This is a genomic window from Streptococcus oralis subsp. dentisani, from assembly GCF_002860905.1.
GTDB lineage: Bacteria > Bacillota > Bacilli > Lactobacillales > Streptococcaceae > Streptococcus > Streptococcus oralis_BA.
Map to the genome: position 1 here is coordinate 84514 of NZ_PKIG01000002.1, position 26545 is coordinate 111058.

The following is a 26545-nucleotide window of genomic DNA, read 5'->3' on the forward strand; positions in this document are numbered from 1 at the left end:
AGAGTAAATCTTTATGGAGGAAGTATGAAATTAAATATTCAAGAAATTCGTAAGCAGTCTGAAGGCTTGCATTTTGAACAAACCTTAGACCTAGCCGCAGACCTGCATGCACGTAATCAAGAAATTTTAGATGTAAAAGATATCCTTGCAGTTGGGAAAGTACAGTACGAAGACCGTATGTATTTCTTAGATTATCAACTATCTTATACCATTGTTCTTGCTTCAAGTCGCAGTATGGAGCCAGTTGAGTTAGTTGAATCTTATCCAGTAACGGAAGTTTTCATGGAAGGCGCAACCAACCAGCTAGATCAGGAAGTTTTAGATGATGATTTGGTCTTGCCTATCGAAAATGGAGAACTTGACCTTGCTGAGAGCGTGTCAGACAATATCCTACTAAACATTCCTATCAAGGTCTTGACGGCTGAAGAAGAAGCTGGTCAAGGATTTGTGTCAGGAAATGACTGGCAAATCATGACTGAGGAAGAATACCAAGCTCAACAAGCAGTTAAGAAAGAAGAAAACAGTCCTTTTGCTGGCTTACAAGGACTATTTGATGGAGACGAATAATGGTCTTGTCAAAAAAACGTGCACGAAAGGTGCTGGAAGAAATCATTGCTCTGTTTCCAGATGCCAAGCCAAGTCTTGATTTTACCAATCATTTTGAACTCTTGGTTGCGGTCATGTTGTCAGCCCAGACGACAGATGCAGCGGTAAATAAGGCCACACCAGGTCTCTTTGCTGCCTTTCCAACGCCACAAGCCATGTCTGTTGCAACAGAAAGTGAAATTGCCTCACACATTTCTCGCCTGGGACTGTATCGAAATAAGGCTAAATTCCTTAAGAAATGTGCCCAACAGTTACTAGATGATTTTGATGGTCAAGTTCCTCAAACACGTGAGGGATTGGAGAGTTTGGCAGGTGTTGGTCGCAAGACAGCCAATGTTGTCATGAGTGTAGGATTTGGGATTCCAGCTTTTGCAGTGGATACTCATGTGGAGCGTATTTGTAAACACCATGATATTGTCAAAAAATCAGCGACACCGCTTGAGGTGGAAAAGCGGGTTATGGATATTTTGCCACCTGAAAAATGGTTAGCAGCCCATCAGGCCATGATTTATTTCGGACGGGCTATCTGCCATCCTAAAAATCCAGAGTGTGACCAGTACCCACAGTTATATGATTTTAGCAAGTTATAAGATGGGGTTTCAAAAGTTTTTGCTTGATTTTAAGCATGCTTTGTGCTATAGTAATTGATAATTAAATATTCCTTTAAACCTGTCCCGTGAGGCAGGCAAGGAGCGTGATAAAGTAGAAGGGTGAAGTCTATACTGTTTGTAGTAGGGCTTACTTAGCTATACATTTCAAGTCTCCTTGTTTAAGGAGACTTTTCTTTTTGGAGGTTTGTCATGAAGGCAAAAGAAGTTGTAGACGAATTGACCGTCAAACGAGCGATTACGCGTATTACTTATGAGATTATCGAACGCAACAAAGATTTGAATAAAATCGTCTTGGCTGGTATTAAAACTCGCGGTGTCTTTATCGCCCACCGTATCCAGGAACGTTTAGAGCAGCTAGAAAACCTTTCAGTTCCGGTTGTAGAATTGGATACTAAACCCTTCCGTGACGATGTTAAAAGTGGAGAAGATACTTCTTTAGTTTCTGTTGATGTGACAGACCGTGAAGTTATCTTGGTGGACGATGTGCTTTATACAGGCCGCACTATCCGTGCTGCTATTGATAATATTGTAGGTCATGGTCGTCCTGCGCGCGTGAGTTTAGCAGTTCTAGTCGATCGTGGACATAGAGAATTGCCAATCCGTCCAGATTACGTTGGAAAAAATATCCCAACCAGTCGTTCTGAAGAAATCATCGTAGAGATGGCAGAACTTGATGGCCAAGACAGAGTTCTGATTACTGAAGAAGCTTAGAAAGCTAAAGGAGTAGCCATGTCAGAAAATCAACAAGCATTGAACCATGTGGTATCCATGGAAGACCTCACTGTCGATCAAGTGATGAAATTGATCAAGCGAGGAATTGAGTTTAAAAACGGAGCTCAGCTTCCCTATGAGGACCATCCGATTGTCTCCAATCTTTTCTTTGAGGATTCTACACGGACGCATAAGTCCTTTGAAGTGGCAGAGATTAAACTGGGATTGGAACGACTTGACTTTGATGTGAAAACTAGTTCGGTTAATAAGGGTGAGACACTTTATGATACCATCCTGACTCTGTCTGCTTTAGGAGTGGATGTTTGTGTGATTCGTCACCCAGAGGTTGACTACTACAGAGAGTTAATTGCAAGTCCAACGATTACGACTTCCATTATCAATGGTGGAGATGGTTCGGGCCAACACCCTAGCCAGAGCTTGCTTGATTTGATGACCATTTATGAGGAATTTGGCCACTTTGAGGGTCTCAAGGTTGCGATTGCAGGTGACTTGGACCACTCACGCGTTGCCAAATCTAATATGCAGATTTTGAAACGCTTAGGTGCAGAACTTTATTTTGCTGGACCTGAGGAATGGAGAAGTCAAGAGTTTGCAGAATATGGACAGTTTGTAACCATTGATGAAATCATTGATCAGGTTGATGTCATGATGTTTCTCCGTGTGCAACATGAACGCCACGAAAGTGGAGCTGTCTTTTCAAAAGAAGACTACCATGCACAACATGGTTTGACTCAAGAACGTTATGACCGTTTGAAAGAAACAGCAATCCTCATGCACCCAGCTCCAGTCAACCGTGATGTAGAAATCGCAGACCATTTGGTTGAAGCACCAAAATCACGGATTGTCCAACAAATGACCAATGGTGTCTTTGTTCGAATGGCAATCTTAGAATCCGTACTGGCGAGTAGAAACGCCAACTAAAACACAAGACGTTAAAAGACGCCAGTGAGCGTCCACGAGAGGTGAAAATATGACAAAAAGACTTCTAGTACTAGAAGATGGCACAGTATTTGAAGGCAAGGCCTTCGGAGCAGATATTGATGTAACAGGCGAAATCGTCTTTAATACAGGCATGACCGGCTATCAAGAATCCATTACAGACCAGTCTTATAATGGACAAATCTTGACCTTTACTTATCCTTTGGTAGGAAATTATGGAATTAACCGTGATGATTACGAATCCATTATTCCAACTTGTAAGGGAGTTGTTGTTTTCGAAGAAGCACGTAGAGCAAGCAACTGGCGCAACCAAATGACCTTGGATGAATTTTTGAAAGCCAAGAAAATTCCTGGTATTTCAGGAATTGATACACGTGCTCTTACCAAGATTATCCGTAAGCATGGTACTATGCGTGCAACCTTGACCCATGTTGGGGACAGCATGGATCATGTGACGGACCAGCTCCAAGCAACAGTCTTGCCGACAGACAATATCAAACAGGTTTCTACTAAAACTTCATATCCAGCTCCAGGAGTTGGTTTGAGCGTGGTTCTAGTGGACTTTGGTCTCAAGCACTCAATTTTACGTGAACTTTCTAAACGCAACTGTAACGTGACGGTTGTTCCTTATTCGACAACGGCTGAAGAAATTCTCCATCTCAATCCTGACGGAGTTATGTTGTCAAACGGTCCAGGTAACCCAGAAGATGTTCCACAAGCACTGGATATGATTCGTGGTGTGCAAGGAAAAATTCCAATCTTTGGTATTTGTATGGGGCATCAACTCTTTGCAATGGCAAATGGTGCTAAGACCTACAAGATGAAATTTGGACACCGTGGATTCAACCATGCAGTACGTGAAATTGCTACAGGACGTGTGGATTTTACAAGTCAAAACCATGGTTATGCAGTTAGCCGTGAGGACTTGCCAGAACACTTGATTATTACCCACGAAGAAATCAATGACAAGTCAGTTGAAGGTGTGCGTCACAGATACCAACCTGCTTTCTCTGTTCAATACCACCCAGATGCAGCTCCTGGTCCTCATGATGCAAGCTACCTATTTGACGAGTTTATCGAGATGATGGAAGCTTTTAAACAATCAAACTAAGAACGAGTAAAAGCTCGTCGGAGAATTTATGTAACTGAACACGGACGGAAAGCTCGGAATTTAGAGAAACCAACTTGGATTGTCAATCCTTCCTTAGTTTCCTAAAATTCAATCGCTTTCTATTCGTCCTTTGTATCTTATTTAATGTCGCTCTGTGAGGCGACGAATAGAAAGGCAGGTCGTTTCTTTTAGTCGCTATCAGGCGAACTAAAAACTCCCTGCACTAGATTTTTTACCGAAAAGTATCGTTTCGCTAAAAAATCGTCGGAGAATTTATTTAATGGCAACCTGAGAGTTGCCGAATAGAAAGGAGAAGATACATTGTTCGCGGAAGTGAACACGCCCTAAGAACTGTGTGAAAAAGATAAACATCGTCTTGACGCTGAAGGCGTCTGCACCGAGTTTCCTATTTTCACTGTGTTCTTTACGGGCTTTGTATCATAAACTATGCCTAAACGTACTGATATTCAAAAAATTATGGTGATTGGTTCTGGTCCGATTATTATTGGTCAGGCTGCTGAGTTTGACTACGCTGGGACCCAGGCTTGCTTGTCGTTGAAAGAGGAAGGTTATGAGGTTGTCTTGGTTAACTCAAACCCTGCCACCATCATGACGGACAAGGAGATTGCGGACAAGGTTTATATTGAACCGATTACACTTGAGTTTGTGACACGTATTCTCCGTAAGGAGCGTCCAGATGCCTTGCTACCAACCCTTGGTGGGCAAACTGGTCTTAATATGGCCATGGAATTGTCTAAAAATGGTATTCTTGATGAGCTTGGTGTTGAGCTTCTGGGAACTAAATTATCTGCCATTGACCAAGCGGAGGACCGTGACCTCTTTAAACAATTGATGGAAGAGCTCAACCAACCAATTCCAGAATCTGAAATTGTTAACACTGTCGAAGAAGCAGTTGCCTTTGCAGCGACAATTGGTTACCCAGTTATCGTTCGTCCAGCCTTTACCCTTGGTGGTACTGGTGGTGGTATGTGTGCCAACAAGGAAGAATTGCGTGAAATCTCTGAAAATGGTTTGAAATTATCACCTGTCACCCAATGTTTGATTGAGCGTTCAATCGCAGGCTTTAAGGAAATCGAATACGAAGTTATGCGTGACTCAGCTGACAATGCCTTAGTTGTATGTAACATGGAAAACTTTGACCCAGTTGGGATTCACACAGGGGATTCCATCGTATTTGCCCCTGCGCAAACCATGTCAGACTATGAAAACCAAATGCTTCGTGACGCAAGCTTGAGCATCATTCGTGCCCTTAAGATTGAAGGTGGATGTAACGTTCAGCTGGCCCTTGACCCACATAGCTTTAAGTATTATGTTATCGAAGTAAACCCCCGTGTATCGCGTTCGTCAGCCCTTGCTTCTAAGGCGACAGGATATCCGATTGCTAAGTTGGCTGCTAAGATTGCAGTTGGCTTGACCTTGGATGAGGTTATCAACCCAGTTACAGGTTCAACCTATGCCATGTTTGAGCCTGCCCTTGACTACGTGGTTGCTAAGATTCCTCGTTTCCCATTTGACAAGTTTGAAAAAGGTGAGCGCCGTCTTGGTACCCAGATGAAGGCGACTGGAGAAGTCATGGCAATCGGTCGTAACATCGAGGAATCTCTCCTTAAGGCTTGTCGTTCCCTTGAAATTGGGGTTCATCACAATGAAATACCTGAACTTGCATCAGTTTCTGATGATGCCTTGATTGAAAAGGTTGTGAAAGCCCAAGACGATCGTCTCTTCTATGTATCAGAAGCTATTCGTCGTGGTTATACACCTGAAGAGATTGCTGAATTGACTAAGATTGATATCTTCTATCTGGATAAACTCTTGCATATCTTTGAAATTGAGCAAGAATTGGGCGCTCATCCACAAGATCTAGAAGTCTTGAAAACAGCCAAACTCAATGGTTTCTCAGACCGTAAGATTGCTGAACTATGGGAAACGACCGCTGATCACGTTCGCCAACTTCGTTTGGAAAACAAGATTGTTCCAGTTTATAAGATGGTCGATACTTGTGCAGCAGAGTTTGACTCAGAAACACCATACTTCTATTCAACCTATGGTTGGGAAAATGAATCTATCAAGTCTGATAAAGAATCTGTACTTGTCCTAGGTTCTGGTCCAATCCGTATCGGTCAAGGGGTCGAGTTTGACTATGCGACAGTTCACTCTGTTAAAGCTATTCAGGCGGCTGGCTATGAAGCCATCATCATGAACTCAAACCCAGAGACCGTTTCTACAGACTTCTCTGTATCCGATAAGCTTTACTTTGAGCCATTGACATTCGAAGATGTTATGAATGTCATCGATTTGGAGCAACCAAAAGGGGTTATCGTTCAGTTTGGTGGTCAAACAGCTATCAACCTTGCGGAGCCATTGGCAAAAGCAGGTGTGACCATCCTTGGTACACAGGTTACTGACCTAGACCGTGCCGAAGACCGTGACCTCTTCGAGCAAGCTCTAAAAGACCTGGATATTCCACAGCCACCAGGACAAACGGCTACCAATGAAGAAGAAGCAGTGCTTGCAGCTCGCAAGATTGGCTTCCCAGTTCTTGTCCGGCCATCTTATGTTTTAGGTGGACGTGCTATGGAAATCGTAGAAAATGAAGAAGATCTTCGTTCTTACATGCGCACAGCTGTTAAGGCTAGTCCAGACCACCCAGTTCTTGTCGATTCTTACATCGTTGGACAAGAGTGTGAAGTTGATGCCATTTCAGACGGAGAAAATGTCCTTATCCCTGGTATCATGGAGCACATCGAACGTGCTGGTGTCCACTCAGGTGACTCAATGGCAGTTTACCCACCACAAACCTTGTCGCAAAAGGTGCAAGAAACAATCGCAGACTATACTAAACGCCTGGCAATCGGTCTTAACTGCCTTGGAATGATGAACATCCAGTTTGTTATCAAGGATGAAAAAGTCTACGTTATTGAGGTCAATCCACGTGCCAGCCGTACGGTTCCATTTCTTTCTAAGGTGACCAATATCCCTATGGCTCAAGTAGCGACTAAGCTCATTCTTGGGCAAAGTTTATCAGAACTTGGCTACCAAGATGGACTTTATCCTGAAAGCACCCGCGTTCATATCAAGGCACCTGTCTTCTCCTTTACCAAACTAGCTAAGGTAGACAGCTTACTTGGTCCTGAAATGAAGTCAACAGGGGAAGTTATGGGTTCTGATACGACTTTGGAAAAAGCTCTCTATAAAGCCTTTGAAGCTTCTTACCTCCACTTGCCAACTTTTGGAAATGTAGTTTTCACCATCGCTGATGATGCCAAAGAAGAAGCCTTGGACTTGGCTCGTCGTTTCCAAAATATTGGATATGGAATCCTCGCGACAGAAGGGACAGTAGCCTTCTTTGCTAGTCATGGATTGCAAGCCCAACCTGTTGGTAAGATTGGTGATGATGACAAGGATATCCCAAGCTTTGTCCGCAAAGGTAGAATCCAAGCAATCATAAATACAGTTGGTACCAAACGTACAGCAGACGAAGACGGAGAGCAAATCCGCCGTTCAGCCATTGAACACGGAGTACCCCTCTTCACAGCCCTAGATACAGCTAATGCCATGCTTAAAGTATTGGAAAGCCGTAGTTTTGTTACAGAAGCAATCTAGTTTAGAAAAGTTTTTCACAGTTTAAAAGCCAGCGTCAGAAAACGCTGGCTTTTGCGATATTAGTGCAGGCTATTCAACTATCAGTTCTTCACTCAAGGATGATGATGAATTGTGATACGATAAGAATAAATTGGGAATGGCTTATGATATTAATCGTTCACCTTTTTTGTAATTCTAGTATATCAGATCAATATATGTTTGCATGCTACTCCCTTTTGAAAAAATGGCTATTTCAGGTGAAAAAAACTACATTTCAGATTTTCTGTTCCAGAAATAGCTATCGCTATGATATAATTATTTTATGATTATTACTATTCCTATAAAAAACCAAAAAGATATTGGTACACCATCTGATTCAGTCGTTGTTCTTGGCTATTTTGATGGTATACACAAGGGGCATCAAGAATTATTTCATGTTGCCAATAAGGCTGCGAGAAAGGACTTATTGCCTATCGTTGTTATGACCTTTAATGAATCTCCAAAGATTGCTTTAGAGCCCTATCATCCGGATCTGTTTTTGCATATTTTGAACCCTGCTGAACGTGAAAGAAAATTAAAACGTGAAGGCGTAGAAGAATTATATCTCCTTGATTTTAGTAGTCAATTCGCTAGTCTCACGGCAGAAGAATTTTTTGCAACTTATATCAAGGCTATGAATGCCAAAATTATTGTTGCAGGTTTTGATTATACATTTGGTTCTGACCAAAAAACGGCAGAAGACTTAAAGGATTACTTTGATGGAGAAGTCATTATCGTTCCACCTGTAGAAGATGAGAAAGGAAAGATTAGTTCAACTCGTATCCGTCAAGCTATTTTAGATGGAAATGTGAAAGAAGCAGGAGAACTTTTGGGGGCACCGCTTCCATCAAGAGGGATGGTGGTTCATGGCAATGCTCGTGGTCGTACGATTGGTTATCCAACAGCTAATTTGGTGCTTTTAGATCGTACTTATATGCCAGCAGATGGCGTTTATGTCGTTGATGTTGAGATTCAAAGACAGAAGTATCGTGCTATGGCTAGTGTTGGGAAAAATGTGACCTTTGCTGGAGAAGAAGCACGTTTTGAAGTCAATATTTTTGATTTTAATCAAAATATTTATGGGGAAACCGTCATGGTTTATTGGCTTGATCGCATTCGAGATATGACCAAATTTGACTCAGTTGACCAATTAGTGGATCAGTTAAGGGCTGATGAAGAAGTAGCTCGGAATTGGTCTTGAGAGTTTGAGTAATTAAAAAAGAGGTTGTTTGTAACCCAAAAGATAGATGATTTAGTCTAACTTTTGAGGTCACTACACTACCTCTTTTTATTCTTTTTCAAAGGTGAAGCCTTCTCCAAGGATTTCATGGGCTTCTGTGATCGTGATAAAGGCTTGAGGGTCAATTCGATGAATCATTTCCTTCATTTTCACAATCTCATTTCTACCGACAATACAGTAAATGATTTTCAAATTTTCTTTACTATAGTAGCCTTGACCAGAAATAAAAGTAACGCCTCTTCCTAGGTCATCATTAATCGCTTTAGCAAGTTGGTCAGGACGTTTTGTGATAATCATAAAGCCTTTACCAGCATAGCCACCTTCTCCAATCAAATCAATGACACGAGAAACGATAAAATCAAATAAGAGCGTGTAAGAAACCAATCTCAAATCCTTGAAGATTAGGAGAATGAGCATGAGAATACAAAAATCTAAGATAAAGAGCAGTTTCCCCATAGATATATGAGTGTATTTATTGAGAATACGAGCTAGAATATCAGTTCCGCCAGTTGTACCTCCAGCATTAAAGATAATTCCAAGACCGATTCCCAGTAGAATTCCCGCTATAAGGGCTGTGATTAGTAAATCACCTTGAAGGTCAATATGAAGGGGAATACTCTCAAAAAAAGCCAACCAAGCTGACAAAGCTAAGGTTCCAAGCAAACTAGAATAGAGAGATTTTGCTCCAAATATTTTCCAAGCTAGGATGAAAAGGGGAATGTTAATCAGCAAGTTCATGAGCGAAACAGGGATTTTAAAAAGATAAAAGGTGATAAGGGTAATACCTGTCGCCCCTCCTTCAAAGAGATGATGAGGAACTACAAAATAAGTCAGCCCAAAAGCATAAATGGCAGCACCTAGTAAAATGGTAAAAATGGGGTAAATTTTTTTAATCATAGGACACCTCTTTTCTTATAAGTTGATTATATCAAATTTTTACGGAAAATTTGATTGACTCCATTAGGATTTTTAATCTTTTTTTGATATAATTAGAAGTAAGAAAACCAATCTGAATCCTAAAATAGAAAGATTGATACTATGACAAAAATTAAGATTGTAACCGATTCATCTGTTACTATTGAACCAGAACTAGTAAAGCAATTAGATATTACGGTAGTTCCACTATCTGTAATGATTGATAATGTTGTTTATTCTGATGCGGATTTGAAAGAAGAAGGTAAATTTCTTCAGTTGATGCAAGAAAGTAAGAATCTTCCTAAAACAAGTCAACCACCTGTAGGTGTCTTCGCTGAAGTTTTTGAGGACCTATGCAAAGATGGTAGCCAGATTCTTGCTATTCATATGTCCCATGCTCTTTCGGGGACTGTAGAAGCAGCACGCCAAGGTGCCAGCCTATCTACTGCCGACGTGACAGTTATCGATAGTTCCTTTACTGACCAAGCCTTGAAATTCCAAGTTGTTGAGGCTGCGAAATTAGCACAAGAAGGCAAAGATATGGCGGAAATTTTATCTCACGTTGAAGAGGTAAAAAAACATACGGAGCTCTATATTGGTGTTTCTACTCTAGAAAATCTAGTAAAAGGTGGACGAATTGGCCGTGTAACTGGATTGTTGAGCTCACTTCTCAATATCCGTGTTGTCATGCAAATGAAAGACCATGAATTGCAGCCAATTGTTAAAGGTCGTGGAGCTAAAACCTTTAAAAAATGGTTAGATGAGTTGACAACATCTCTCTCTGAACGTTCTGTAGCAGAGATTGGAATTTCATATTCTGGTAATGCTGACTGGGCAAAAGAGATGAAAGAAAGTTTACAAGCCTATGTTGAAAAACCAATTTCTGTTTTAGAAACCGGTTCTATTATTCAGACTCATACAGGTGAGAATGCGTGGGCTATTTTGGTACGTTACCATTCCTAAAAAAATAAAGAAAATGCGAATAAACAGCGTTTTTAACTTGACCTATAAGGGATTTTAGGATATGATTATATTTGTTAATTAGAAATTAATTTGGAGGAATCATTAACATGGCAAACAAACAAGATTTGATCGCTAAAGTAGCAGAAGCTACAGAATTGACTAAGAAAGACTCAGCAGCAGCAGTTGAAGCTGTATTTTCAGCAGTAGCTGACTACCTTGCAGCTGGTGAAAAAGTTCAATTGATCGGTTTTGGTAACTTTGAAGTTCGTGAGCGTGCTGCACGTAAAGGTCGCAACCCACAAACTGGTAAAGAAATCACAATTGCAGCTTCTAAAGTTCCAGCATTCAAAGCTGGTAAAGCTCTTAAAGACGCTGTTAAATAATTAGTCTTTAAAAAGCCTGTCATATCAAGCATTTGAGCTTGTGTGACAGGCTTTTTTGTTTGTTTTGGGGCATTTTTGGGGCAAAACACTATTTTTCCCTTTGTTACTTGTTTTAGGATGATATCAATCTGCGTTTCATTGTTTTATAAGAGAGATGAGTCTTTATTGTTTATCCGTAGGATGATCGACTATTTTAAATAATACTGTATTTCTAGCTTATACTCTTTTAAAATCTCTTCAAACCACGTCAGTTTCACCTTGGATTATATATGTGACTGACTTCGTCAGTCTTATCTACAACCTCAAAGCAGTGCTTTGAGCAACCTGTGGCTAGCTTCCTAGTTTTCTCTTTGATTTTCATTGAGTATTATTTGTCTCAAAATCAAACCTTGAAAGTGGATAATAACCTTCTCCGATACTTTATTGATTTTCAGCTGAAGTCATATTAAAAATATTTAAGTAGAAAGAAAAGTCATATACTGTCTATTGAGAATATTATAAATCAGATACAAAGACAGGTGAAACCTTCTGTGTTATACTAGAGATATGTTAGATTTGAAAGAATACGGTATTGTCATGTGGCCGGAGGAGAAGATTAGTTCTTTCCGTGAGAAACTTCTCGCTTGGTATGATGAAAATAAACGAGATTTACCCTGGCGTAGAAGTAAAAATCCTTATCATATCTGGGTGTCTGAAATTATGCTCCAGCAGACCAGAGTGGATACGGTTATTCCCTATTATGAACGATTCTTGGACTGGTTTCCAACAGTGGAAAGTTTGGCAACGGCTCCTGAAGAGCGTTTGTTGAAGGCTTGGGAGGGACTGGGATATTATTCTCGAGTACGCAATATGCAGGCTGCAGCCCAGCAGATTATGACTGACTTTGGTGGCCAATTTCCAAATACCTATGAAGGAATTTCCAGTTTGAAAGGAATTGGCCCTTACACCGCAGGAGCGATTTCCAGTATTGCTTTTAACTTGCCTGAGCCAGCTGTAGATGGCAATGTTATGCGGGTGCTGGCACGTCTGTTCGAAGTCAACCACGATATTGGTATTCCAAGTAATCGCAAAATTTTTCAAACAATGATGGAAATCTTGATTGACCCAGATCGTCCAGGTGACTTTAATCAAGCTTTGATGGATTTAGGGTCTGATATTGAGGCGCCTGTAAATCCCAGACCAGAAGAAAGCCCAGTTAAGGACTTTAGTGCGGCATATCAGAATGGTACAATGGACCGTTATCCAATTAAGGCTCCCAAGAAAAAGCCTGTCCCAATTTATCTTAAAGCCTTGGTGGTCAAAAATACTCAGGGACAATTTTTACTTGAAAAAAATGAAAGTGAAAAGCTATTGGCAGGTTTTTGGCATTTCCCACTGATAGAAGTAGATGACTTTTCGGAAGAGGAGCAGTTTGACCTCTTCCATCAGGTTGCAGAAGAAAGTGTGAATTTTGGCCCCAGTCCAGAAGAGAGTTTCCAGCAGGACTATGACCTAGATGTTGATTGGCTTGATGTTTGTTTTGATACAGTCCAGCATGTCTTTAGTCATCGTAAATGGCATGTTCAAATTGTAGCAGGTCAAGTGAGTGACTTCCATGATTTTTCAGATAGGGAAGTTCGCTGGCTTTCACCAGAAGAGTTCAAGGATGTTCCACTTGCCAAACCCCAACAAAAAATCTGGCAGGCTTATGCACAAGCCAACTTAGACAGTAGCAAAGACTAGCTATTGTGTCTTCTTGCTATTTTTTTGGTATAATAGTAGAGAAAAAGGTGAACATATGAAAAAAATATTAATTGTAGATGATGAAAAACCAATCTCAGATATTATCAAGTTTAATATGACCAAGGAAGGTTACGAGGTTGTAACTGCTTTTAATGGTCGTGAAGCGCTAGAGCAATTTGAAGCAGAGCAACCAGATATTATTATTTTGGATTTGATGCTTCCAGAAATTGATGGTTTAGAAGTTGCGAAGACTATTCGGAAGACGAGTAGTGTACCTATTATCATGCTGTCAGCTAAGGATAGCGAATTTGATAAGGTTATCGGTTTGGAGCTTGGAGCGGATGACTATGTGACAAAACCCTTCTCAAATCGTGAGTTGCAGGCGCGTGTTAAAGCTCTTCTTCGTCGCACGGACTTGGCTTCTGTAGATAATCAAGAATCAGATGAAAATAAAACTCAACCCTTGCAAATTGGGGACTTGGAGATTGTTCCAGATGCCTATGTTGCTAAGAAATACGGTGAAGAACTAGACTTAACCCACCGCGAATTTGAACTCTTGTATCACTTGGCTTCTCATATCGGTCAAGTAATTACGCGTGAACACTTGCTTGAAACGGTCTGGGGGTATGATTATTTCGGAGATGTTCGAACAGTTGACGTAACCATCAGACGTTTGCGTGAGAAGATTGAAGACACACCCAGTCGTCCAGAGTATATTCTAACACGTCGCGGTGTTGGTTATTATATGAGAAATAATGATTAAACTAATTAAAGATACAGTTTTAACCAGTGATTTTATCTTTATCCTCATTCTACTTGGCTTTATTTTAGTCGTGACCTTACTTTTGCTAGAAAATCGTCGGGATAATATTCGGTTGAAGAAAATCAATCAAAAGGTAAAAGACCTGATTGCAGGAGATTATTCTCAGGTATTGGATATGCAGGGAAGCTCTGAAATCACTAATATTACCAATAATCTCAATGATTTATCAGAAGTAATCCGTTTGACCCAAGAAAATCTGGAACAAGAGAGTAAACGATTGCACAGTATCCTCTCTTACATGACAGACGGAGTTCTTGCGACCAATCGTCGTGGCAAGATTACCATGATTAATGACATGGCTAAGAAACAGCTAGGCGTTCAGAAAGAAGAAGTTCTCAATAAAAGTATTCTAGAATTGCTTAAGATTGAAGATGAGTATGAACTTCGTGATTTGATTACCCAAGTTCCTGAGCTAATGATTGATTCTCAGGATGCCAATGGTGAGTATCTGAGCCTTCGTGTACGCTTTGCTTTGGTGCGTCGTGAGTCTGGCTTTATCTCAGGTTTGGTTGCTGTTTTGCACGATACGACAGAGCAGGAGAAGGAAGAGCGCGAACGGAGACTTTTTGTTTCAAACGTTAGTCATGAGCTACGGACGCCTCTGACTAGCGTAAAATCCTATCTTGAAGCCTTGGATGAAGGGGCTCTGACAGAACCTATCGCACCAGACTTTATCAAGGTATCTCTAGATGAAACCAACCGTATGATGCGGATGGTGACAGACCTTCTCCATCTTTCACGTATTGATAATGCAACCAGTCATTTGGATGTAGAGATGATTAATTTCACTGCTTTTATTACCTTTATTCTTAACCGTTTTGATAAGATGAGGGGACCAGATGAAGAGAAGAAATATGATTTGGTAAGGGATTATCCGATTACTTCAGTCTGGATAGAGATCGATACAGACAAGATGACACAGGTGATTGACAATATTCTTAACAATGCTATTAAGTATTCTCCAGATGGTGGAAAAATCACAGTGACCATGAAGACGACTGATGATCAGATGATTTTATCCATCTCAGACCAAGGTTTGGGTATTCCTAAGCAGGATTTACCACGTATTTTCGACCGTTTTTATCGTGTGGATCGTGCTAGAAGTCGTGCCCAAGGTGGGACAGGTCTGGGACTGTCTATTGCCAAAGAAATTATCAAACAACATAAAGGATTTATTTGGGCCAAGAGTGAATACGGTAAGGGATCAACTTTCACAATTGTGCTCCCTTATGATAAGGATGCAGTGAAAGAAGAAGTATGGGAGGACGAAGTAGAAGACTAGAATGAGTGAAACAGGCTTTAAATACAGTATTTTAGCGTCGGGTTCCAGTGGGAATTCCTTTTATCTGGAAACTCCAAAAAAGAAACTTTTAGTGGATGCAGGCTTATCGGGCAAAAAAATCACTAGTCTACTTGCTGAAATTAATCGCAAGCCAGAAGACTTGGATGCCATCTTGATTACGCATGAGCATTCTGACCATATCCATGGAGTGGGTGTTTTGGCTCGCAAGTATGGTATGGATCTTTATGCCAATGAAAAGACCTGGCAGGCTATGGAAAATAGCAAGTATCTTGGCAAGGTAGATTCTTCGCAAAAGCACATCTTTGAAATGGGCAAAACCAAAACCTTTGGAGATATTGACATCGAGAGTTTTGGTGTAAGCCATGATGCAGTTGCACCGCAGTTCTATCGCTTTATGAAAGATGATAAAAGTTTTGTCCTTTTGACAGATACAGGTTATGTCAGTGACCGTATGGCAGGGATTGTTGAAAATGCGGATGGATATCTTATCGAGTCCAACCATGATGTAGAGATTTTGCGAGCAGGATCTTATGCTTGGCGACTCAAACAACGAATCCTATCGGATCTGGGTCACCTTTCTAATGAAGATGGTGCCGAAGCCATGATTCGGACGCTAGGAAATCGCACTAAGAAAATCTATCTTGGTCACTTGTCTAAGGAAAACAATATCAAGGAGCTAGCTCACATGACCATGGTCAATCAGCTAGCACAAGCTGATCTGGGAGTCGGAGTAGACTTTAAGGTTTATGATACCTCACCAGATACCGCAACACCATTGACAGATATATAAAAAGAAGGAGAATGTGCCTTCTTTTTATATATCTAGTAGGGATTTGGTGTGGTATAATGTTTACAAATGATATAGGAGAAGTAGTGTGAAAAGAAAATGGTTATTTGAGGATTACTATGACACAACTATTATCATACTTGCGTTAATCTCTGTTATTCTGGCATTGCTTGGATTTGCTGAGATGGTCGATTTGGACAATCCTCCGTACAACATTATTGATTTACTACTTTGGGGTGTTTTTGTGGTAGATTATGGATGGCGGTTCTTTTTAAGTAAAGAGAAATGGCGATTCATAATTGAAAATATCTTTGATCTGCTAGCTATCCTGCCTTTAAATGCTATTTTTACAGTGTTTCGATTAGGACGTATCTTTCGCCTAGCAAGACTGACAAAATTACTGAAACTGACTCGTTTACTTAGAATAGTTGGACTTACAGGTAAATTAGAAAGAAAAATTAGTAGATTCTTACGGACAAATGGCCTGCTTTATATATTGTATGTTAATATCTTTATCGTGCTAGTAGGAAGTTCAATTTTATCTGTAGTTGAAGAAAAATCATTCTCAGATAGTCTTTGGTGGGCTCTTGTGACAGTAACCACTGTTGGTTATGGTGATATTGTTCCAGTTTCCCTTTTTGGGAAATGGATAGCTGTTTTATTAATGTTGGTAGGGATTAGTACAATAGGAATGTTAACAAGTACCTTAACGAACTTTTTTGTAAAGGAGAATCCAGATGAACAGATAAAACTTGATAAACTCCATGACGAATTATCGAGCCAAAGAATATTAATAAAGAAACAATCTGAAAAGATAGAAGAACTACATCGAATGATAAAAGACTTAGTTGAAAAAATATAATAAAGGTGAGACAAAACTTGATTCGAGGAGAAATCAAGTAAGTCTTGACACAATAAAACGCATAATATCAAGGTCTGGCACCTTACATTATGCGTTTTTGTGATTTTTATTAGAATGGCAATTTCCCTGCGAAAGCACCTAATTTTTTCTTAGTCGTTTCATCGATTTGTTCAAGAGCTGAGTTGATGGCTTGAACAGTCATATCAGAAAGGGTTTCGAGGTCTTCTGGGTCAACGACAGCTGGATTGAAGTCAATGCTGATAACTTTCTTATCTCCAGTTAAGGTCGCTTGAACAAGATCTTGAGCAGATTTGCCAACAAATTGCATAGCAGCAAGTTCAGCTTGGCTTTGTTCCATTTGTTTTTGAAGTTTTTGTGCTTGGCGCATCATGTTTTGCATGTTCATCATGTTGATTTACAGTTTCCTTTTACAATTATTTTCTTTCTTATTTTATCAATTTTGAGGTTAAAAGTCTATTGTTAGTATAAATCCCCCAACATTAAATTTTCTGAAAATCTATTAAAAAATGAGTGGAAACGTGGTATAATGAGACGTAAAATTAATTCAGGTTTCCTGAACCGATAGGAGTAAACAATGAAAAAACTAGGTTTTGTCCTTTTATCTTCAGCCTTGCTATTGACAAGCTTGTGCTGTTAGGTTTGAAAAATCAGCAGATACAACCGATTCATCTAAGGTTACAGCCTTGTCTGAAGACAAGCAAAAAATGCTTGATAAGGCCACTGCTGACTATAAGACTTTTGTGCAAGAGCAAATCGATAAACTCTTGACAGATACGGAAGGCTTTGTCAAACTGTTGAAAGAAGGCAAATTAGAAGAGGCTAAGATGGTCTATCCACTGATTCGTATGTCTTATGAGCGTTCAGAACCGATTGCTGAGAGTTTTGGTGAGTCAGATGTCAAGATTGACTTCCGTTTGGCAGACTATATGGACGAAAACAAGACCGAGAAAGGTTGGTCAGGTTTCCATCGTATCGAGCGTATCCTTTGGGAAGACAATACAACAAAAGGAACTGAAAATCTAGATAAGGAAGAGTAAATCTGCACTAATAAAAAAACTTTGTACTCTAGAAACCATCGTGTGGCTAGCTAGAGTGCAAAGTTTTTTTGTTTTCTAGTTAAAATGAAGACTGTATTCTTTATAATCACAAGGCTATTAAGGGAGCAGTTGACATCAAAATGATGATTTTGAGTTTTTATTATTTTTGCTTTGTAGCAAGGTAACATAGTTGCTTTTTGTGTGGAATAAGTGGGAAAGAAAAACAGTTCTGTGAGTTTGATCGATAAAGTAAAGCAAGATATATTGCCCGATAATTTTTCCTCTTGTTGGGTACTTACTGTTGATTTTAAGTCCGATTTTTTCATCTGCATCAAAGCCAGCTTCAGGAAAGGTTTCTAAACTTTTTAAGCCGTCTAAAATTTTGGCCACAGTATTTTTAGCCGACTGGGGTGATAAAAGAACAGTAGTAATGTAATCATGAATACTGTCAATTGCCTGACTCACTTCAGTAGATAGAATCACTTTATAAGCCATATCGTAGCCTCATATCATCTAAGGAAGTTCCTTGTCCGGATTCATATTCTCTTAAGGCTCGTTCAGATTGGACTTGTAGTTCCTGAATCAATCGCTCACGGTGTAAATCTTCTGCAGTTTTTATTGGCAAATCCTGTTCGAGTACAATCTGCTCGATAAAAAGACTAATAGCATCCGTCATAGTCATTCCTTTTTCCTTGATGATAGCTCTAGCTTGTTCCATTGATGATTCATTGATTTTAAAATTGTATTGCTTAGTAAGTGATGTAGTCATGGTATATCTCCAATCTATACTATATATAGCTAGTATATATCTTTTCTATTTTTTAGGCAAGAAAAAACTTTGTACTCTAGAAACCATCGTGTGGCTAGCTAGAGTGCAAAGTTTTTTTGAGTCTGGAACATGAAAACAGCAGTTGATTTGAAGAAACAAAAAAGAACAGTTGAAACTGTTCTTTTTTATCATTATTTGAGACCGTATTTTTTGTTGAAACGATCCACGCGTCCATCTGCTTGAGTGAACTTTTGACGTCCAGTGTAGAATGGGTGTGAGTCTGATGAAATTTCCACACGGATCAATGGGTAAGTTTCGCCTTCGAACTCAACTGTTTCGTTAGAGCGTTTTGTTGAACCGCTAAGGAATTGGTAACCAGTAGTTGTGTCCATGAAGACAACTGGGCGATATTCTGGATGGATATCTTTTTTCATTTTGCAATATTTCCTTTCTGCCATGGTCTCTTTGCGAGCCATAGATTGTTACCATACTAGTCTATCAGATTCTGAAAAGTTTGGCAAGTATTTTATCAGTTTTTAAGCAAGTTTTTTAACTTTTGGTAGATGATTTCGTTTTCTTCTAGGCTATAGGAATTAGCACCGCTTGCTAGAGGGTGGCCTCCACCATCATGTTCCTTGGCAATTTCATTGATAGGATGGATTTTACTACGTAAGCGGACACGGTAGTAGCCATCAGCCTGCTCTACAAAAATTCCCCAGAGACTGACGCTGTCAATACGTCCAGGAGCTCCTACAATGGCTGCAGTTTCAGCATCGGTGACATTGAATCGTTTTAAGATTTCCTGACTCAGGATAACGCGAGCTGCTCCATTTTCATCCACTTCCAGATGGTCGTAGATGTAGCCTTGAAGTTTTGCAATTTTGTAGCTCATAGTGTCCATTTTGCGGGTGAGAGCCGCAAAGTCAAAGTTATGTTCTCTCAAATAAGCCGCAAGTCGGAGGGTTCGTGCAGTGGTAGAAGGGTAGAGGAAGCGACCTGTATCACCGACAATTCCTGCAAAGAGCAACTCAGCAGCGCGATCTGACAAGGCTAGTTGGCTTGTTTGGGCAAATAGGGTAATCATCTCACTAGCGCTGCTTGAACTAGTATCGACCCAAGACAGGTCACCGTATACATCATCATTTGGATGGTGGTCAATCTTAATGAGAAAATCACCTTGACGATAGCGCTTATCATCGATACGAGCAGTATTCGCCGTATCACAGACGATGACAAGTGCACCTTGGTAGGCACTATCTTCAACATGATCCATTTCAGCCATCCAAGTAAGAGTTGGTTCATCAAAACCAACGGCTTTGATACTTTTTTCTGGGAAATGATGTTCCAGCAAGGCTTTCAATCCCACCTGACTTCCCAAGGCATCAGGGTCTGGTTTCATATGACGGTGAATGATAATCGTGTCGTATTCTTTGATTTTTTCTAAAATTTGATGGCAAATGTCCATAAATAACCTCAATTCTTTCTCATTTCATTGTAGCACAAGAATTTTTATTTTTAAAATGAAAAAGATGTGATATAATGGAGAAAGATAAATTGAGGAGGACGATATGGCATTAGCAAAAATTGTATTTGCCAGTATGACCGGTAATACCGAAGAAATTGCAGATATTGTAGCAGACAAATTACGTGACTTGGGCTTGGATGTCGATGTTGATGAATGTACAACTGTTGACGCTTCAGACTTCTTGGAAGCAGACATCGCTATCGTTGCGACCTATACTTATGGTGATGGAGAATTGCCAGATGAGATGATGGACTTCTACGAAGACCTAGCTGACCTCAACTTGAATGGCAAAATCTACGGAGTGGTTGGCTCAGGAGATACCTTCTACGATGAGTTCTGTAAGGCTGTTGATGACTTTGACCGTGTTTTTGTGTCAACAGGAGCAGAAAAAGGTTCAGAATGTGTCAAAGTTGACCTTTCTGCCGAGGAAGAAGATATTGAACGCTTAGAACAATTCGCAGAAGAATTGGCTGCTAAAGTAGGATAAGCACAAAAGTGCGCTGATGTAATCAATCAGTGCATTTTTCTTATCGTGAGTTGGGATTTTACTAGCCTATTTGGTGGCTTTTTGATACAATAATTCAAATAAAGGAGGAGACTGTATGGATTTAGATATTATTCGCCAAGAAATTGATCAAATCGACGACCAAATCGTCAAGCTCTTAGAAGAACGAATGCATTTGGTTGAGGGTGTAGTTGCCTATAAGAAAGTTTCAGGTAAACCGATTTTAGATACTAAGAGAGAAGAAGCTATTTTTGAAAAGGTTAGAAGTCGTGTAGAGGACAAGCGCTATCAGGAAACTATTGTCTCGACTTTTTCGGACATACTCAAACGTTCGCGTGATTATCAGGATCAAAACATCAAATGAAAAAAGAACAATTTTATCCGCTAGGAATTTTTCTAGCTGCCATGGTGGGCGGACTTGTGCGCTACCTTGTTTCTACTTGGTTACCAGCCAGTCCAGACTTTCCTTGGGGCACTCTCTTTGTAAACTATCTGGGAATTTTCTGCCTGGTTTATCTTGTCAAGGGCTATCTGGTCTATAAGGGGACTAGTAAGGGCTTGGTTTTAGCGCTGGGAACAGGTTTTTGCGGAGGTTTAACAACTTTTTCCAGCCTCATGCTTGATGCTGTGAAACTGCTTGATACAGGGCGTTATCTTAGTTTGGTCCTGTATTTGCTTTTGAGCATCGGAGGAGGTCTGCTCTTGGCTTACTATTTGGGGAGGAAAAAATGGTAATCATTTATCTTGCAATTGCTTGTGGCTGCGGAGCCCTAGTACGGTATTTCTTTTCCCGATATAATCAAGCTTCTAAATTGCCAGTTGGAACTCTCATAGCCAATCTTTTAGGGTGTTTTTTGATTGGATTATTCTACAATCATGTAGAGTCTAAGGAAGTCTATGCTATTTTAGTGACGGGTTTTTGTGGAGGTTTAACAACTTTTTCTACCTTGAATGATGAACTTCAAAGACTGTTAAGCGATAAGAAGGTTTTTTACGTTTACCTGACTTTGACCTACCTAGGTGGTTTGGTTGCGATTTTTTTAGGAATTCTGCTATAAATTTCTTTACTTTTTTGTGGAAATTTGGTAAACTGTATCTTGTGTGTAATGGACGCACAAAAATACAGTTTATCCGCTGAGGAAGGTTCCTTAAGATTGACAAAGATAGGAGAATAAAATGAATCCATTAATCCAAAGCTTGACTGAAGGTCAACTTCGTACAGATATCCCATCATTCCGTCCTGGTGACACTGTTCGTGTACACGCGAAAGTTGTCGAAGGTAACCGTGAACGTATCCAGATTTTTGAAGGTGTTGTTATTGCACGTAAAGGTGCTGGTATCTCAGAAAACTACACAGTTCGTAAAATCTCTAACGGTGTAGGTGTTGAGCGTATCTTCCCAATCCACACTCCACGTGTTGAAAAAATCGAAGTTGTTCGTTACGGTAAAGTACGTCGTGCGAAATTGTACTACTTACGTGCTCTTCAGGGTAAGGCAGCTCGTATCAAAGAAATCCGTCGTTAATTCGACTAAAAAACTCTGCTCATTTAGCAGAGTTTTTATCTAGCTCCCTTAGTTCAATGGATATAACAACTCCCTCCTAAGGAGTAGTTGCTGGTTCGATTCCGGCAGGGGGCATGTAATTAGATACTAAAAACCGCTCAGCCGAGCGGTTTTCGTCTATTCTTACCTTTTTACAGTACCCATGTACGGATGGATGGGCAACGCCGGATTCATCGTTAGATTTAGTGATGTATTTGGCGATTTTTTATTCAAAAAAATGTGCTTTGAGTGATTAGAAATCAAAACTTAATTCTATTATTCAAATAAGTATTTGTATAAAGAGTAGGAAGCGAAAAAGTGTTAGTTTTTATTAAAAACGGTATTTTGTTAAAAATAAAAGCAGTGGCCGAAATCACTGCTTATCAGATGTAGCAAATTCATAAAGTTTTTCTGCTGTTAGAAGCGCTATTTTGTCCATGCTTGTTTTTCCTTTTCTGAGGTCAGAAACGGTAGTCCATGGTACACTGGCACCTTGCGAAATAGCAGAACTGGATATAGAACTGTTTAATAATTATTGAATATCTTTTCTCATCCTATTTGTCCTTTTTATTTTTTAGATAAATGTATACATTGATTGCAATTATAAAAATAGCTATTGCACTAACCATTGTTTTTCCTCTTTTCGTTTGATAAAATAGAGGTATGAGGGGCTTTCACCCCTACCTCTTAGCGTTTACCTTTTCTTTTGCGGGACTCGGGTTTACGCTTTTTGTCTTGCCTTGCTACTGTATGACGGTCACTAGACTTACAACAGCAGTTACTGCTTCAGGAATATTATCTATTACCTTTCCAAGTTAGGGAATACAGTCTTTTGTTTAAGTTTCTTATCTTGATTATATCGTATCATGGCCTAGAAAGGAAGTCAAAACTTTTGATGAAGGTTTTTAAAATATTTTTGGACTAAATGTATCTTCAAAAATATTTTTATATATTTATTTTTTTGTACGGAATGATTGAAGTTAAGAGATATAGTTATCACAAAGATAGAGAAAAATGTTCCATATAATTGTAGATAATGATTTGATTTTTTAGGAAGTAAAGAGTAAAATTTAATTAATATGATGATTAGTTAGGAGTGTAATGATGAATGGTTTAGTTTTAGGTTTAGATATTGGTATTGCTTCAGTAGGTGTAGGTATTCTAAATAAAGATACTGGCGAGATTATTCATGCGAATTCTCGTCTTTTCCCAGCTGCAACTGCAGATAATAATGTTGTAAGAAGAAGCAGTAGACAAGGTAGACGATTAAATCATAGGAAAAAACATCGTAGTGTTCGACTTAAGGATCTATTTGAATACTATGATTTGTTAACTGATTTTTCTAAGGTATCCATTAATCTTAATCCATATCGACTTCGTGTAGATGGATTGAATCAGCAACTCACGAATGAAGAATTGTTCATTGCTTTAAAGAATATTGTTAAGAGACGTGGAATTAGCTATTTAGATGATGCTTCTGAGGATGGTGGTGCAGTTTCTTCTGATTATGGTAAGGCAGTTGAGGAAAATAGAAAATTACTTGCTGAACAAACGCCTGGTCAAATCCAACTAGAGCGTTTCGAAAAATATGGTCAGGTAAGGGGGGATTTCACTGTTGTGGAAAATGGTGAGAAGCGCCGATTAATCAATGTTTTTTCAACATCTGCATATAAAAAAGAAGCTGAAAGAATTCTAAGAAAACAGCAAGAATATAATAATCAGATTATGGATGAGTTTATAGCTGATTATTTAACAATTCTTACGGGTAAAAGAAAATACTATCATGGACCAGGTAATGAAAAATCACGAACGGATTATGGACGTTTTCGAACTGATGGTACTACCTTAGATAATATTTTTGGTATTTTAATCGGTAAATGTACATTTTATCCTGAGGAATACAGAGCTTCTAAAGCTTCCTATACTGCTCAAGAGTTTAATTTGCTAAATGATTTAAATAATTTAACAGTTCCTACAGAGACCAAGAAACTGAGTGAGGAACAAAAGAAAACAATCGTTGAATATGCAAAGTCGGCGAAAACATTAGGGGCTTCAACCTTATTGAAATACATTGCTAAAATGATTGATGCTTCAGTAGATCAGATACGTGGTTATCGAGTTGATGTAAACAATAAACCTGAAATGCATACTTTTGAAGTCTATCGAAAAATGCAGTTGCTAGAAACAATTCCAGTTGGAGAATTTTCTAGAGAAGTTCTAGATGAGCTTGCTCATATTTTAACTCTAAATACTGAACGAGAAGGTATAGAAGAAGCGATTAATACAAAGTTAATGGATGTATTTAGTCAAGACCAAATACTTGAATTGGTTCAATTTAGAAAAAATAATAGTAGTCTATTTAGTAAGGGATGGCATAATTTTTCTCTTAAACTCATGATAGAATTGATACCAGAACTCTATGAAACTTCAGAAGAGCAGATGGCAATTCTAACACGATTGGGTAAACAAAAATTTAAAGAAACATCAAAAAGAACTAAGTATATTGATGAAAAAGAAGTAACAGAAGAAATCTATAATCCTGTGGTAGCAAAGTCTGTCAGACAGGCCATAAAGATAATCAACGAAGCAACTAAAAAATATGGTATCTTTGATAATATTGTTATCGAAATGGCGCGAGAAAATAACGAAGAAGATGCTAAGAAAGATTATATAAAACGTCAAAAGGCAAACCATGATGAGAAAAATGCTGCTATGGAAAAGGCTGCATTCCAATACAATGGAAAAAAAGAGTTACCAGATAGTATTTTTCATGGGCATAAGGAATTGGCTACTAAGATTCGTTTATGGCACCAGCAGGGAGAGAAGTGTCTCTATACTGGGAAGAATATTCCAATTTCAGATTTAATTCACAATCAGTACAAGTACGAAATTGATCATATTTTACCTCTATCTTTATCGTTTGATGATAGTCTATCTAATAAAGTATTGGTTCTAGCTACAGCAAACCAGGAGAAGGGGCAGCGAACACCGTTTCAGGCATTAGACAGTATGGATGATGCTTGGTCATATCGTGAGTTTAAATCATATGTAAAAGATTCTAAATTATTAGGTAATAAAAAGAAAGATTACCTTTTAACAGAAGAAGACATTAGTAAAATTGAAGTGAAGCAGAAGTTTATCGAACGGAATTTAGTTGATACTCGATATTCCTCTCGCATTGTTTTAAATGCTCTACAAGATTTTTACAAAGCCCATAAATTCGATACAACTATTTCGGTGGTACGTGGACAATTTACCTCTCAGCTAAGAAGAAAGTGGAGGCTTGAAAAGTCTCGTGAGACTTATCATCATCATGCTGTTGATGCCTTAATTATTGCTGCTTCAAGTCAATTAAGGTTATGGAAAAAACAAGCTAATACCCTAATTTCTTATAAAGAGGATCGATTTGTTGATTCAAAGACAGGCGAAATTATTTCGTTAACTGATGATGAATACAAAGAGTTAGTGTTTAAAGCTCCTTATGACCATTTTGTTGATACATTAAGTAGCAAGAAGTTTGAGGATAGTATACTATTTTCTTATCAAGTAGATTCAAAATTCAATCGAAAAATTTCAGACGCTACTATTTACGCAACAAGAAAAGCAAAATTGGATAAAGATAAGTCTGAAGAAACTTATGTTTTAGGTAAGATTAAAGATATCTATAGTCAATCGGGATATGATGCTTTCATTAAAATTTACAATAAAGACAAGAGTAAATTCTTAATGTATCACAAAGATCCTCAGACGTTTGAAAAGGTAATTGAAGAGATTCTAAGAACCTATCCTTCAAAAGAATTTAATGAGAAGAATAAAGAAGTTTCTTGTAATCCTTTTGAGAAATACAAACAAGAAAATGGACCAATCCGTAAGTACAGTAAAAAAGGCAATGGACCAGAAATTAAAAGTCTAAAATATTATGATAAAAATATTCCTGAATCATTTATTAACATAACTCCTTCTAATAGTAAAAATAAAGTAATCCTACGTCAATTAAATCCTTGGAGAACAGATGTCTATTTTAATCATCAGACGGAGAAGTATGAGTTGCTTGGATTAAAATATGCAGATTTACAATTTGAAAAGAAGACTGGAACTTATTCTATAACTATTGATAAATATAATGAAATTAAAGAAAAAGAAGGAGTGAGCGAGCATTCAGAATTTAAATTCACCTTATATAAAAATGACTTGCTTTTGATTAAGGATACGGAAATTAAGGAGGAACAAATTTTTAGGTTCTTATCTAGAACAATGCCAAACCAAAAACACTATGTAGAATTAAAACCTTATTATAAAGGAAATTTTGAAGGCAAAGAAAGAATTAAAGTGTTTAATACGACATCTAATGGACGCTGTTTAAAAGGATTGGGAAAGAAAGGACTCTCTATTTATAAAATTAAAACAGATGTTTTGGGTAATAAACATTTTATCAAAAAAGAGGGTGAGAAACCAAAACTCAAATTTTAAAAAATATTTAAAAAAGAGTTGCAAACGCTTGTAAGAT

The 26545-nt window shown here is 38.7% G+C and carries 26 protein-coding genes, 1 tRNA gene and 1 pseudogene; 22 read left to right on the forward strand and 6 right to left on the reverse strand.

What is annotated here, in order from left to right; translation table 11 throughout:
• Nucleotides 1-24 precede the first annotated feature (24 nt).
• The 7 genes from CYK16_RS03470 to CYK16_RS03500 all read left to right on the forward strand — a co-directional run bounded on the left by CYK16_RS03470 (nucleotide 25) and on the right by CYK16_RS03500 (nucleotide 8842).
• Complete coding sequence (locus CYK16_RS03470; RefSeq protein WP_060805712.1) at nucleotides 25-567, forward strand: YceD family protein; 543 nt, start codon at nucleotides 25-27, stop codon at nucleotides 565-567.
• Nucleotides 567-1196, forward strand: coding sequence for an endonuclease III (gene nth / locus CYK16_RS03475; protein WP_060805713.1), 630 nt, complete (start codon nucleotides 567-569; stop codon nucleotides 1194-1196). The genes CYK16_RS03470 and nth overlap by 1 nt, the downstream gene beginning before the upstream one ends.
• 210 nt (nucleotides 1197-1406) lie before the next feature.
• Nucleotides 1407-1928 carry a bifunctional pyr operon transcriptional regulator/uracil phosphoribosyltransferase PyrR gene (pyrR, locus tag CYK16_RS03480; protein WP_000644747.1) on the forward strand — a complete coding sequence of 174 codons (522 nt, stop codon included), beginning with the start codon at nucleotides 1407-1409 and terminating at the stop codon, nucleotides 1926-1928.
• Between the two features lie 18 nt (nucleotides 1929-1946).
• Entirely contained in the window at nucleotides 1947-2870 is a 924-nt protein-coding gene (locus CYK16_RS03485) for an aspartate carbamoyltransferase catalytic subunit (protein WP_101776639.1), read from the forward strand.
• 49 nt (nucleotides 2871-2919) lie between these two features.
• Nucleotides 2920-3999 (forward strand): carbamoyl phosphate synthase small subunit, encoded by a 1080-nt coding sequence (locus CYK16_RS03490; protein ID WP_000166853.1) that lies wholly within the window; start codon nucleotides 2920-2922, stop codon nucleotides 3997-3999.
• 447 nt (nucleotides 4000-4446) lie between these two features.
• Nucleotides 4447-7623, forward strand: coding sequence for a carbamoyl-phosphate synthase large subunit (carB, locus tag CYK16_RS03495; RefSeq protein WP_101776640.1), 3177 nt, complete (start codon nucleotides 4447-4449; stop codon nucleotides 7621-7623).
• Nucleotides 7624-7924: 301 nt separating this feature from the next.
• Nucleotides 7925-8842 carry a bifunctional riboflavin kinase/FAD synthetase gene (locus CYK16_RS03500; RefSeq protein WP_060805716.1) on the forward strand — a complete coding sequence of 306 codons (918 nt, stop codon included), beginning with the start codon at nucleotides 7925-7927 and terminating at the stop codon, nucleotides 8840-8842.
• Nucleotides 8843-8929: 87 nt separating this feature from the next.
• Here CYK16_RS03500 and CYK16_RS03505 read toward each other — a convergent pair whose 3' ends face one another.
• A complete protein-coding gene (locus tag CYK16_RS03505) occupies nucleotides 8930-9778 on the reverse strand; it encodes a YitT family protein (RefSeq protein ID WP_101776641.1) in 849 nt (282 codons plus the stop codon).
• A gap of 141 nt (nucleotides 9779-9919) precedes the next feature.
• Between CYK16_RS03505 and CYK16_RS03510 the strand changes: the two genes are divergently transcribed.
• The 7 genes from CYK16_RS03510 (at nucleotide 9920) to CYK16_RS03540 (ending at nucleotide 16639) form a co-directional block, all read left to right on the forward strand.
• Nucleotides 9920-10759, forward strand: a complete 840-nt coding sequence (locus CYK16_RS03510) for a DegV family protein (protein WP_101776642.1) — start codon at nucleotides 9920-9922, stop codon at nucleotides 10757-10759.
• A 107-nt stretch (nucleotides 10760-10866) separates the two neighbouring features.
• Complete coding sequence (locus CYK16_RS03515; protein WP_001284642.1) at nucleotides 10867-11142, forward strand: HU family DNA-binding protein; 276 nt, start codon at nucleotides 10867-10869, stop codon at nucleotides 11140-11142.
• Between the two features lie 546 nt (nucleotides 11143-11688).
• Nucleotides 11689-12864: an A/G-specific adenine glycosylase gene (gene mutY / locus CYK16_RS03520; RefSeq protein WP_060805718.1), complete on the forward strand. Its 1176-nt coding sequence runs from the start codon at nucleotides 11689-11691 to the stop codon at nucleotides 12862-12864.
• Between the two features lie 55 nt (nucleotides 12865-12919).
• Nucleotides 12920-13627 (forward strand): response regulator YycF, encoded by a 708-nt coding sequence (yycF, locus tag CYK16_RS03525; RefSeq protein WP_000722071.1) that lies wholly within the window; start codon nucleotides 12920-12922, stop codon nucleotides 13625-13627.
• On the forward strand, nucleotides 13620-14969 hold the full coding sequence (vicK, locus tag CYK16_RS03530; protein WP_060805719.1) for a cell wall metabolism sensor histidine kinase VicK: 1350 nt from the start codon (nucleotides 13620-13622) through the stop codon (nucleotides 14967-14969). The genes yycF and vicK overlap by 8 nt, the downstream gene beginning before the upstream one ends.
• A 1-nt stretch (nucleotide 14970) precedes the next feature.
• A complete protein-coding gene (locus CYK16_RS03535; protein WP_000004961.1) occupies nucleotides 14971-15780 on the forward strand; it encodes an MBL fold metallo-hydrolase in 810 nt (269 codons plus the stop codon).
• Between the two features lie 85 nt (nucleotides 15781-15865).
• Nucleotides 15866-16639 (forward strand): potassium channel family protein, encoded by a 774-nt coding sequence (locus CYK16_RS03540; RefSeq protein WP_060805720.1) that lies wholly within the window; start codon nucleotides 15866-15868, stop codon nucleotides 16637-16639.
• A gap of 109 nt (nucleotides 16640-16748) precedes the next feature.
• Here the strand turns inward: CYK16_RS03540 and CYK16_RS03545 are convergent, their stop codons facing one another.
• Entirely contained in the window at nucleotides 16749-17048 is a 300-nt protein-coding gene (locus tag CYK16_RS03545; protein ID WP_042900806.1) for a YbaB/EbfC family nucleoid-associated protein, read from the reverse strand.
• Nucleotides 17049-17234: 186 nt separating this feature from the next.
• Between CYK16_RS03545 and CYK16_RS03550 the strand changes: the two are divergent.
• A pseudogene (locus CYK16_RS03550) lies at nucleotides 17235-17679 on the forward strand (imelysin family protein); the annotation flags it as partial.
• Between the two features lie 153 nt (nucleotides 17680-17832).
• Here CYK16_RS03550 and CYK16_RS03555 read toward each other — a convergent pair.
• From CYK16_RS03555 to CYK16_RS03570, 4 genes are all read right to left on the reverse strand, one after another.
• Nucleotides 17833-18192: a type II toxin-antitoxin system RelE/ParE family toxin gene (locus tag CYK16_RS03555; protein WP_101776644.1), complete on the reverse strand. Its 360-nt coding sequence runs from the start codon at nucleotides 18190-18192 to the stop codon at nucleotides 17833-17835.
• Nucleotides 18182-18466 carry a type II toxin-antitoxin system RelB/ParD family antitoxin gene (relB, locus tag CYK16_RS03560; RefSeq protein ID WP_049521604.1) on the reverse strand — a complete coding sequence of 95 codons (285 nt, stop codon included), beginning with the start codon at nucleotides 18464-18466 and terminating at the stop codon, nucleotides 18182-18184. The genes CYK16_RS03555 and relB overlap by 11 nt, the downstream gene beginning before the upstream one ends.
• A 191-nt stretch (nucleotides 18467-18657) precedes the next feature.
• Entirely contained in the window at nucleotides 18658-18900 is a 243-nt protein-coding gene (locus tag CYK16_RS03565) for a type B 50S ribosomal protein L31 (protein WP_000710764.1), read from the reverse strand.
• A 95-nt stretch (nucleotides 18901-18995) separates the two neighbouring features.
• Nucleotides 18996-19931 (reverse strand): DHH family phosphoesterase, encoded by a 936-nt coding sequence (locus tag CYK16_RS03570; RefSeq protein ID WP_101776645.1) that lies wholly within the window; start codon nucleotides 19929-19931, stop codon nucleotides 18996-18998.
• A gap of 103 nt (nucleotides 19932-20034) precedes the next feature.
• Between CYK16_RS03570 and CYK16_RS03575 the strand changes: the two genes are divergently transcribed.
• The 7 genes from CYK16_RS03575 to cas9 all read left to right on the forward strand — a co-directional run bounded on the left by CYK16_RS03575 (nucleotide 20035) and on the right by cas9 (nucleotide 26508).
• Nucleotides 20035-20478, forward strand: a complete 444-nt coding sequence (locus tag CYK16_RS03575; protein WP_001162128.1) for a flavodoxin — start codon at nucleotides 20035-20037, stop codon at nucleotides 20476-20478.
• 115 nt (nucleotides 20479-20593) lie between these two features.
• The gene (locus tag CYK16_RS03580; protein WP_101776646.1) at nucleotides 20594-20860 is read left to right on the forward strand and encodes a chorismate mutase; all 267 of its coding nucleotides are present in this window, start codon (nucleotides 20594-20596) and stop codon (nucleotides 20858-20860) included.
• Nucleotides 20857-21231, forward strand: coding sequence for a fluoride efflux transporter CrcB (crcB, locus tag CYK16_RS03585; RefSeq protein WP_000712114.1), 375 nt, complete (start codon nucleotides 20857-20859; stop codon nucleotides 21229-21231). Before CYK16_RS03580 ends, crcB (CYK16_RS03585) begins: the two co-directional genes overlap by 4 nt.
• Nucleotides 21225-21554, forward strand: coding sequence for a fluoride efflux transporter CrcB (crcB, locus tag CYK16_RS03590; protein ID WP_101776647.1), 330 nt, complete (start codon nucleotides 21225-21227; stop codon nucleotides 21552-21554). Before crcB (CYK16_RS03585) ends, crcB (CYK16_RS03590) begins: the two co-directional genes overlap by 7 nt.
• A gap of 118 nt (nucleotides 21555-21672) precedes the next feature.
• The gene (gene rplS, locus CYK16_RS03595; RefSeq protein WP_001068669.1) at nucleotides 21673-22020 is read left to right on the forward strand and encodes a 50S ribosomal protein L19; all 348 of its coding nucleotides are present in this window, start codon (nucleotides 21673-21675) and stop codon (nucleotides 22018-22020) included.
• A gap of 42 nt (nucleotides 22021-22062) precedes the next feature.
• A tRNA-Arg gene (locus CYK16_RS03600) sits at nucleotides 22063-22134 on the forward strand.
• Between the two features lie 1008 nt (nucleotides 22135-23142).
• On the forward strand, nucleotides 23143-26508 hold the full coding sequence (cas9, locus tag CYK16_RS03605; protein ID WP_101776648.1) for a type II CRISPR RNA-guided endonuclease Cas9: 3366 nt from the start codon (nucleotides 23143-23145) through the stop codon (nucleotides 26506-26508).
• Nucleotides 26509-26545: the final 37 nt, after the last annotated feature.

Excerpts from the sequence above, each read along its gene's own strand:
- CYK16_RS03470 (WP_060805712.1), top strand. The coding sequence starts at position 25 with ATGAAATTAAATATTCAAGAAATTCGTAAGCAGTCTGAAGGCTTGCAT.
- nth (WP_060805713.1), top strand. The coding sequence starts at position 567 with ATGGTCTTGTCAAAAAAACGTGCACGAAAGGTGCTGGAAGAAATCATT.
- pyrR (WP_000644747.1), top strand. The coding sequence starts at position 1,407 with ATGAAGGCAAAAGAAGTTGTAGACGAATTGACCGTCAAACGAGCGATT.
- CYK16_RS03485 (WP_101776639.1), top strand. The coding sequence starts at position 1,947 with ATGTCAGAAAATCAACAAGCATTGAACCATGTGGTATCCATGGAAGAC.
- CYK16_RS03490 (WP_000166853.1), top strand. The coding sequence starts at position 2,920 with ATGACAAAAAGACTTCTAGTACTAGAAGATGGCACAGTATTTGAAGGC.
- carB (WP_101776640.1), top strand. The coding sequence starts at position 4,447 with ATGCCTAAACGTACTGATATTCAAAAAATTATGGTGATTGGTTCTGGT.
- CYK16_RS03500 (WP_060805716.1), top strand. The coding sequence starts at position 7,925 with ATGATTATTACTATTCCTATAAAAAACCAAAAAGATATTGGTACACCA.
- CYK16_RS03505 (WP_101776641.1), bottom strand. The coding sequence starts at position 9,778 with ATGATTAAAAAAATTTACCCCATTTTTACCATTTTACTAGGTGCTGCC.
- CYK16_RS03510 (WP_101776642.1), top strand. The coding sequence starts at position 9,920 with ATGACAAAAATTAAGATTGTAACCGATTCATCTGTTACTATTGAACCA.
- CYK16_RS03515 (WP_001284642.1), top strand. The coding sequence starts at position 10,867 with ATGGCAAACAAACAAGATTTGATCGCTAAAGTAGCAGAAGCTACAGAA.
- mutY (WP_060805718.1), top strand. The coding sequence starts at position 11,689 with ATGTTAGATTTGAAAGAATACGGTATTGTCATGTGGCCGGAGGAGAAG.
- yycF (WP_000722071.1), top strand. The coding sequence starts at position 12,920 with ATGAAAAAAATATTAATTGTAGATGATGAAAAACCAATCTCAGATATT.
- vicK (WP_060805719.1), top strand. The coding sequence starts at position 13,620 with ATGATTAAACTAATTAAAGATACAGTTTTAACCAGTGATTTTATCTTT.
- CYK16_RS03535 (WP_000004961.1), top strand. The coding sequence starts at position 14,971 with ATGAGTGAAACAGGCTTTAAATACAGTATTTTAGCGTCGGGTTCCAGT.
- CYK16_RS03545 (WP_042900806.1), bottom strand. The coding sequence starts at position 17,048 with ATGATGAACATGCAAAACATGATGCGCCAAGCACAAAAACTTCAAAAA.
- CYK16_RS03555 (WP_101776644.1), bottom strand. The coding sequence starts at position 18,192 with ATGGCTTATAAAGTGATTCTATCTACTGAAGTGAGTCAGGCAATTGAC.
- relB (WP_049521604.1), bottom strand. The coding sequence starts at position 18,466 with ATGACTACATCACTTACTAAGCAATACAATTTTAAAATCAATGAATCA.
- CYK16_RS03565 (WP_000710764.1), bottom strand. The coding sequence starts at position 18,900 with ATGAAAAAAGATATCCATCCAGAATATCGCCCAGTTGTCTTCATGGAC.
- CYK16_RS03570 (WP_101776645.1), bottom strand. The coding sequence starts at position 19,931 with ATGGACATTTGCCATCAAATTTTAGAAAAAATCAAAGAATACGACACG.
- CYK16_RS03575 (WP_001162128.1), top strand. The coding sequence starts at position 20,035 with ATGGCATTAGCAAAAATTGTATTTGCCAGTATGACCGGTAATACCGAA.
- CYK16_RS03580 (WP_101776646.1), top strand. The coding sequence starts at position 20,594 with ATGGATTTAGATATTATTCGCCAAGAAATTGATCAAATCGACGACCAA.
- crcB (WP_000712114.1), top strand. The coding sequence starts at position 20,857 with ATGAAAAAAGAACAATTTTATCCGCTAGGAATTTTTCTAGCTGCCATG.
- crcB (WP_101776647.1), top strand. The coding sequence starts at position 21,225 with ATGGTAATCATTTATCTTGCAATTGCTTGTGGCTGCGGAGCCCTAGTA.
- rplS (WP_001068669.1), top strand. The coding sequence starts at position 21,673 with ATGAATCCATTAATCCAAAGCTTGACTGAAGGTCAACTTCGTACAGAT.
- cas9 (WP_101776648.1), top strand. The coding sequence starts at position 23,143 with ATGAATGGTTTAGTTTTAGGTTTAGATATTGGTATTGCTTCAGTAGGT.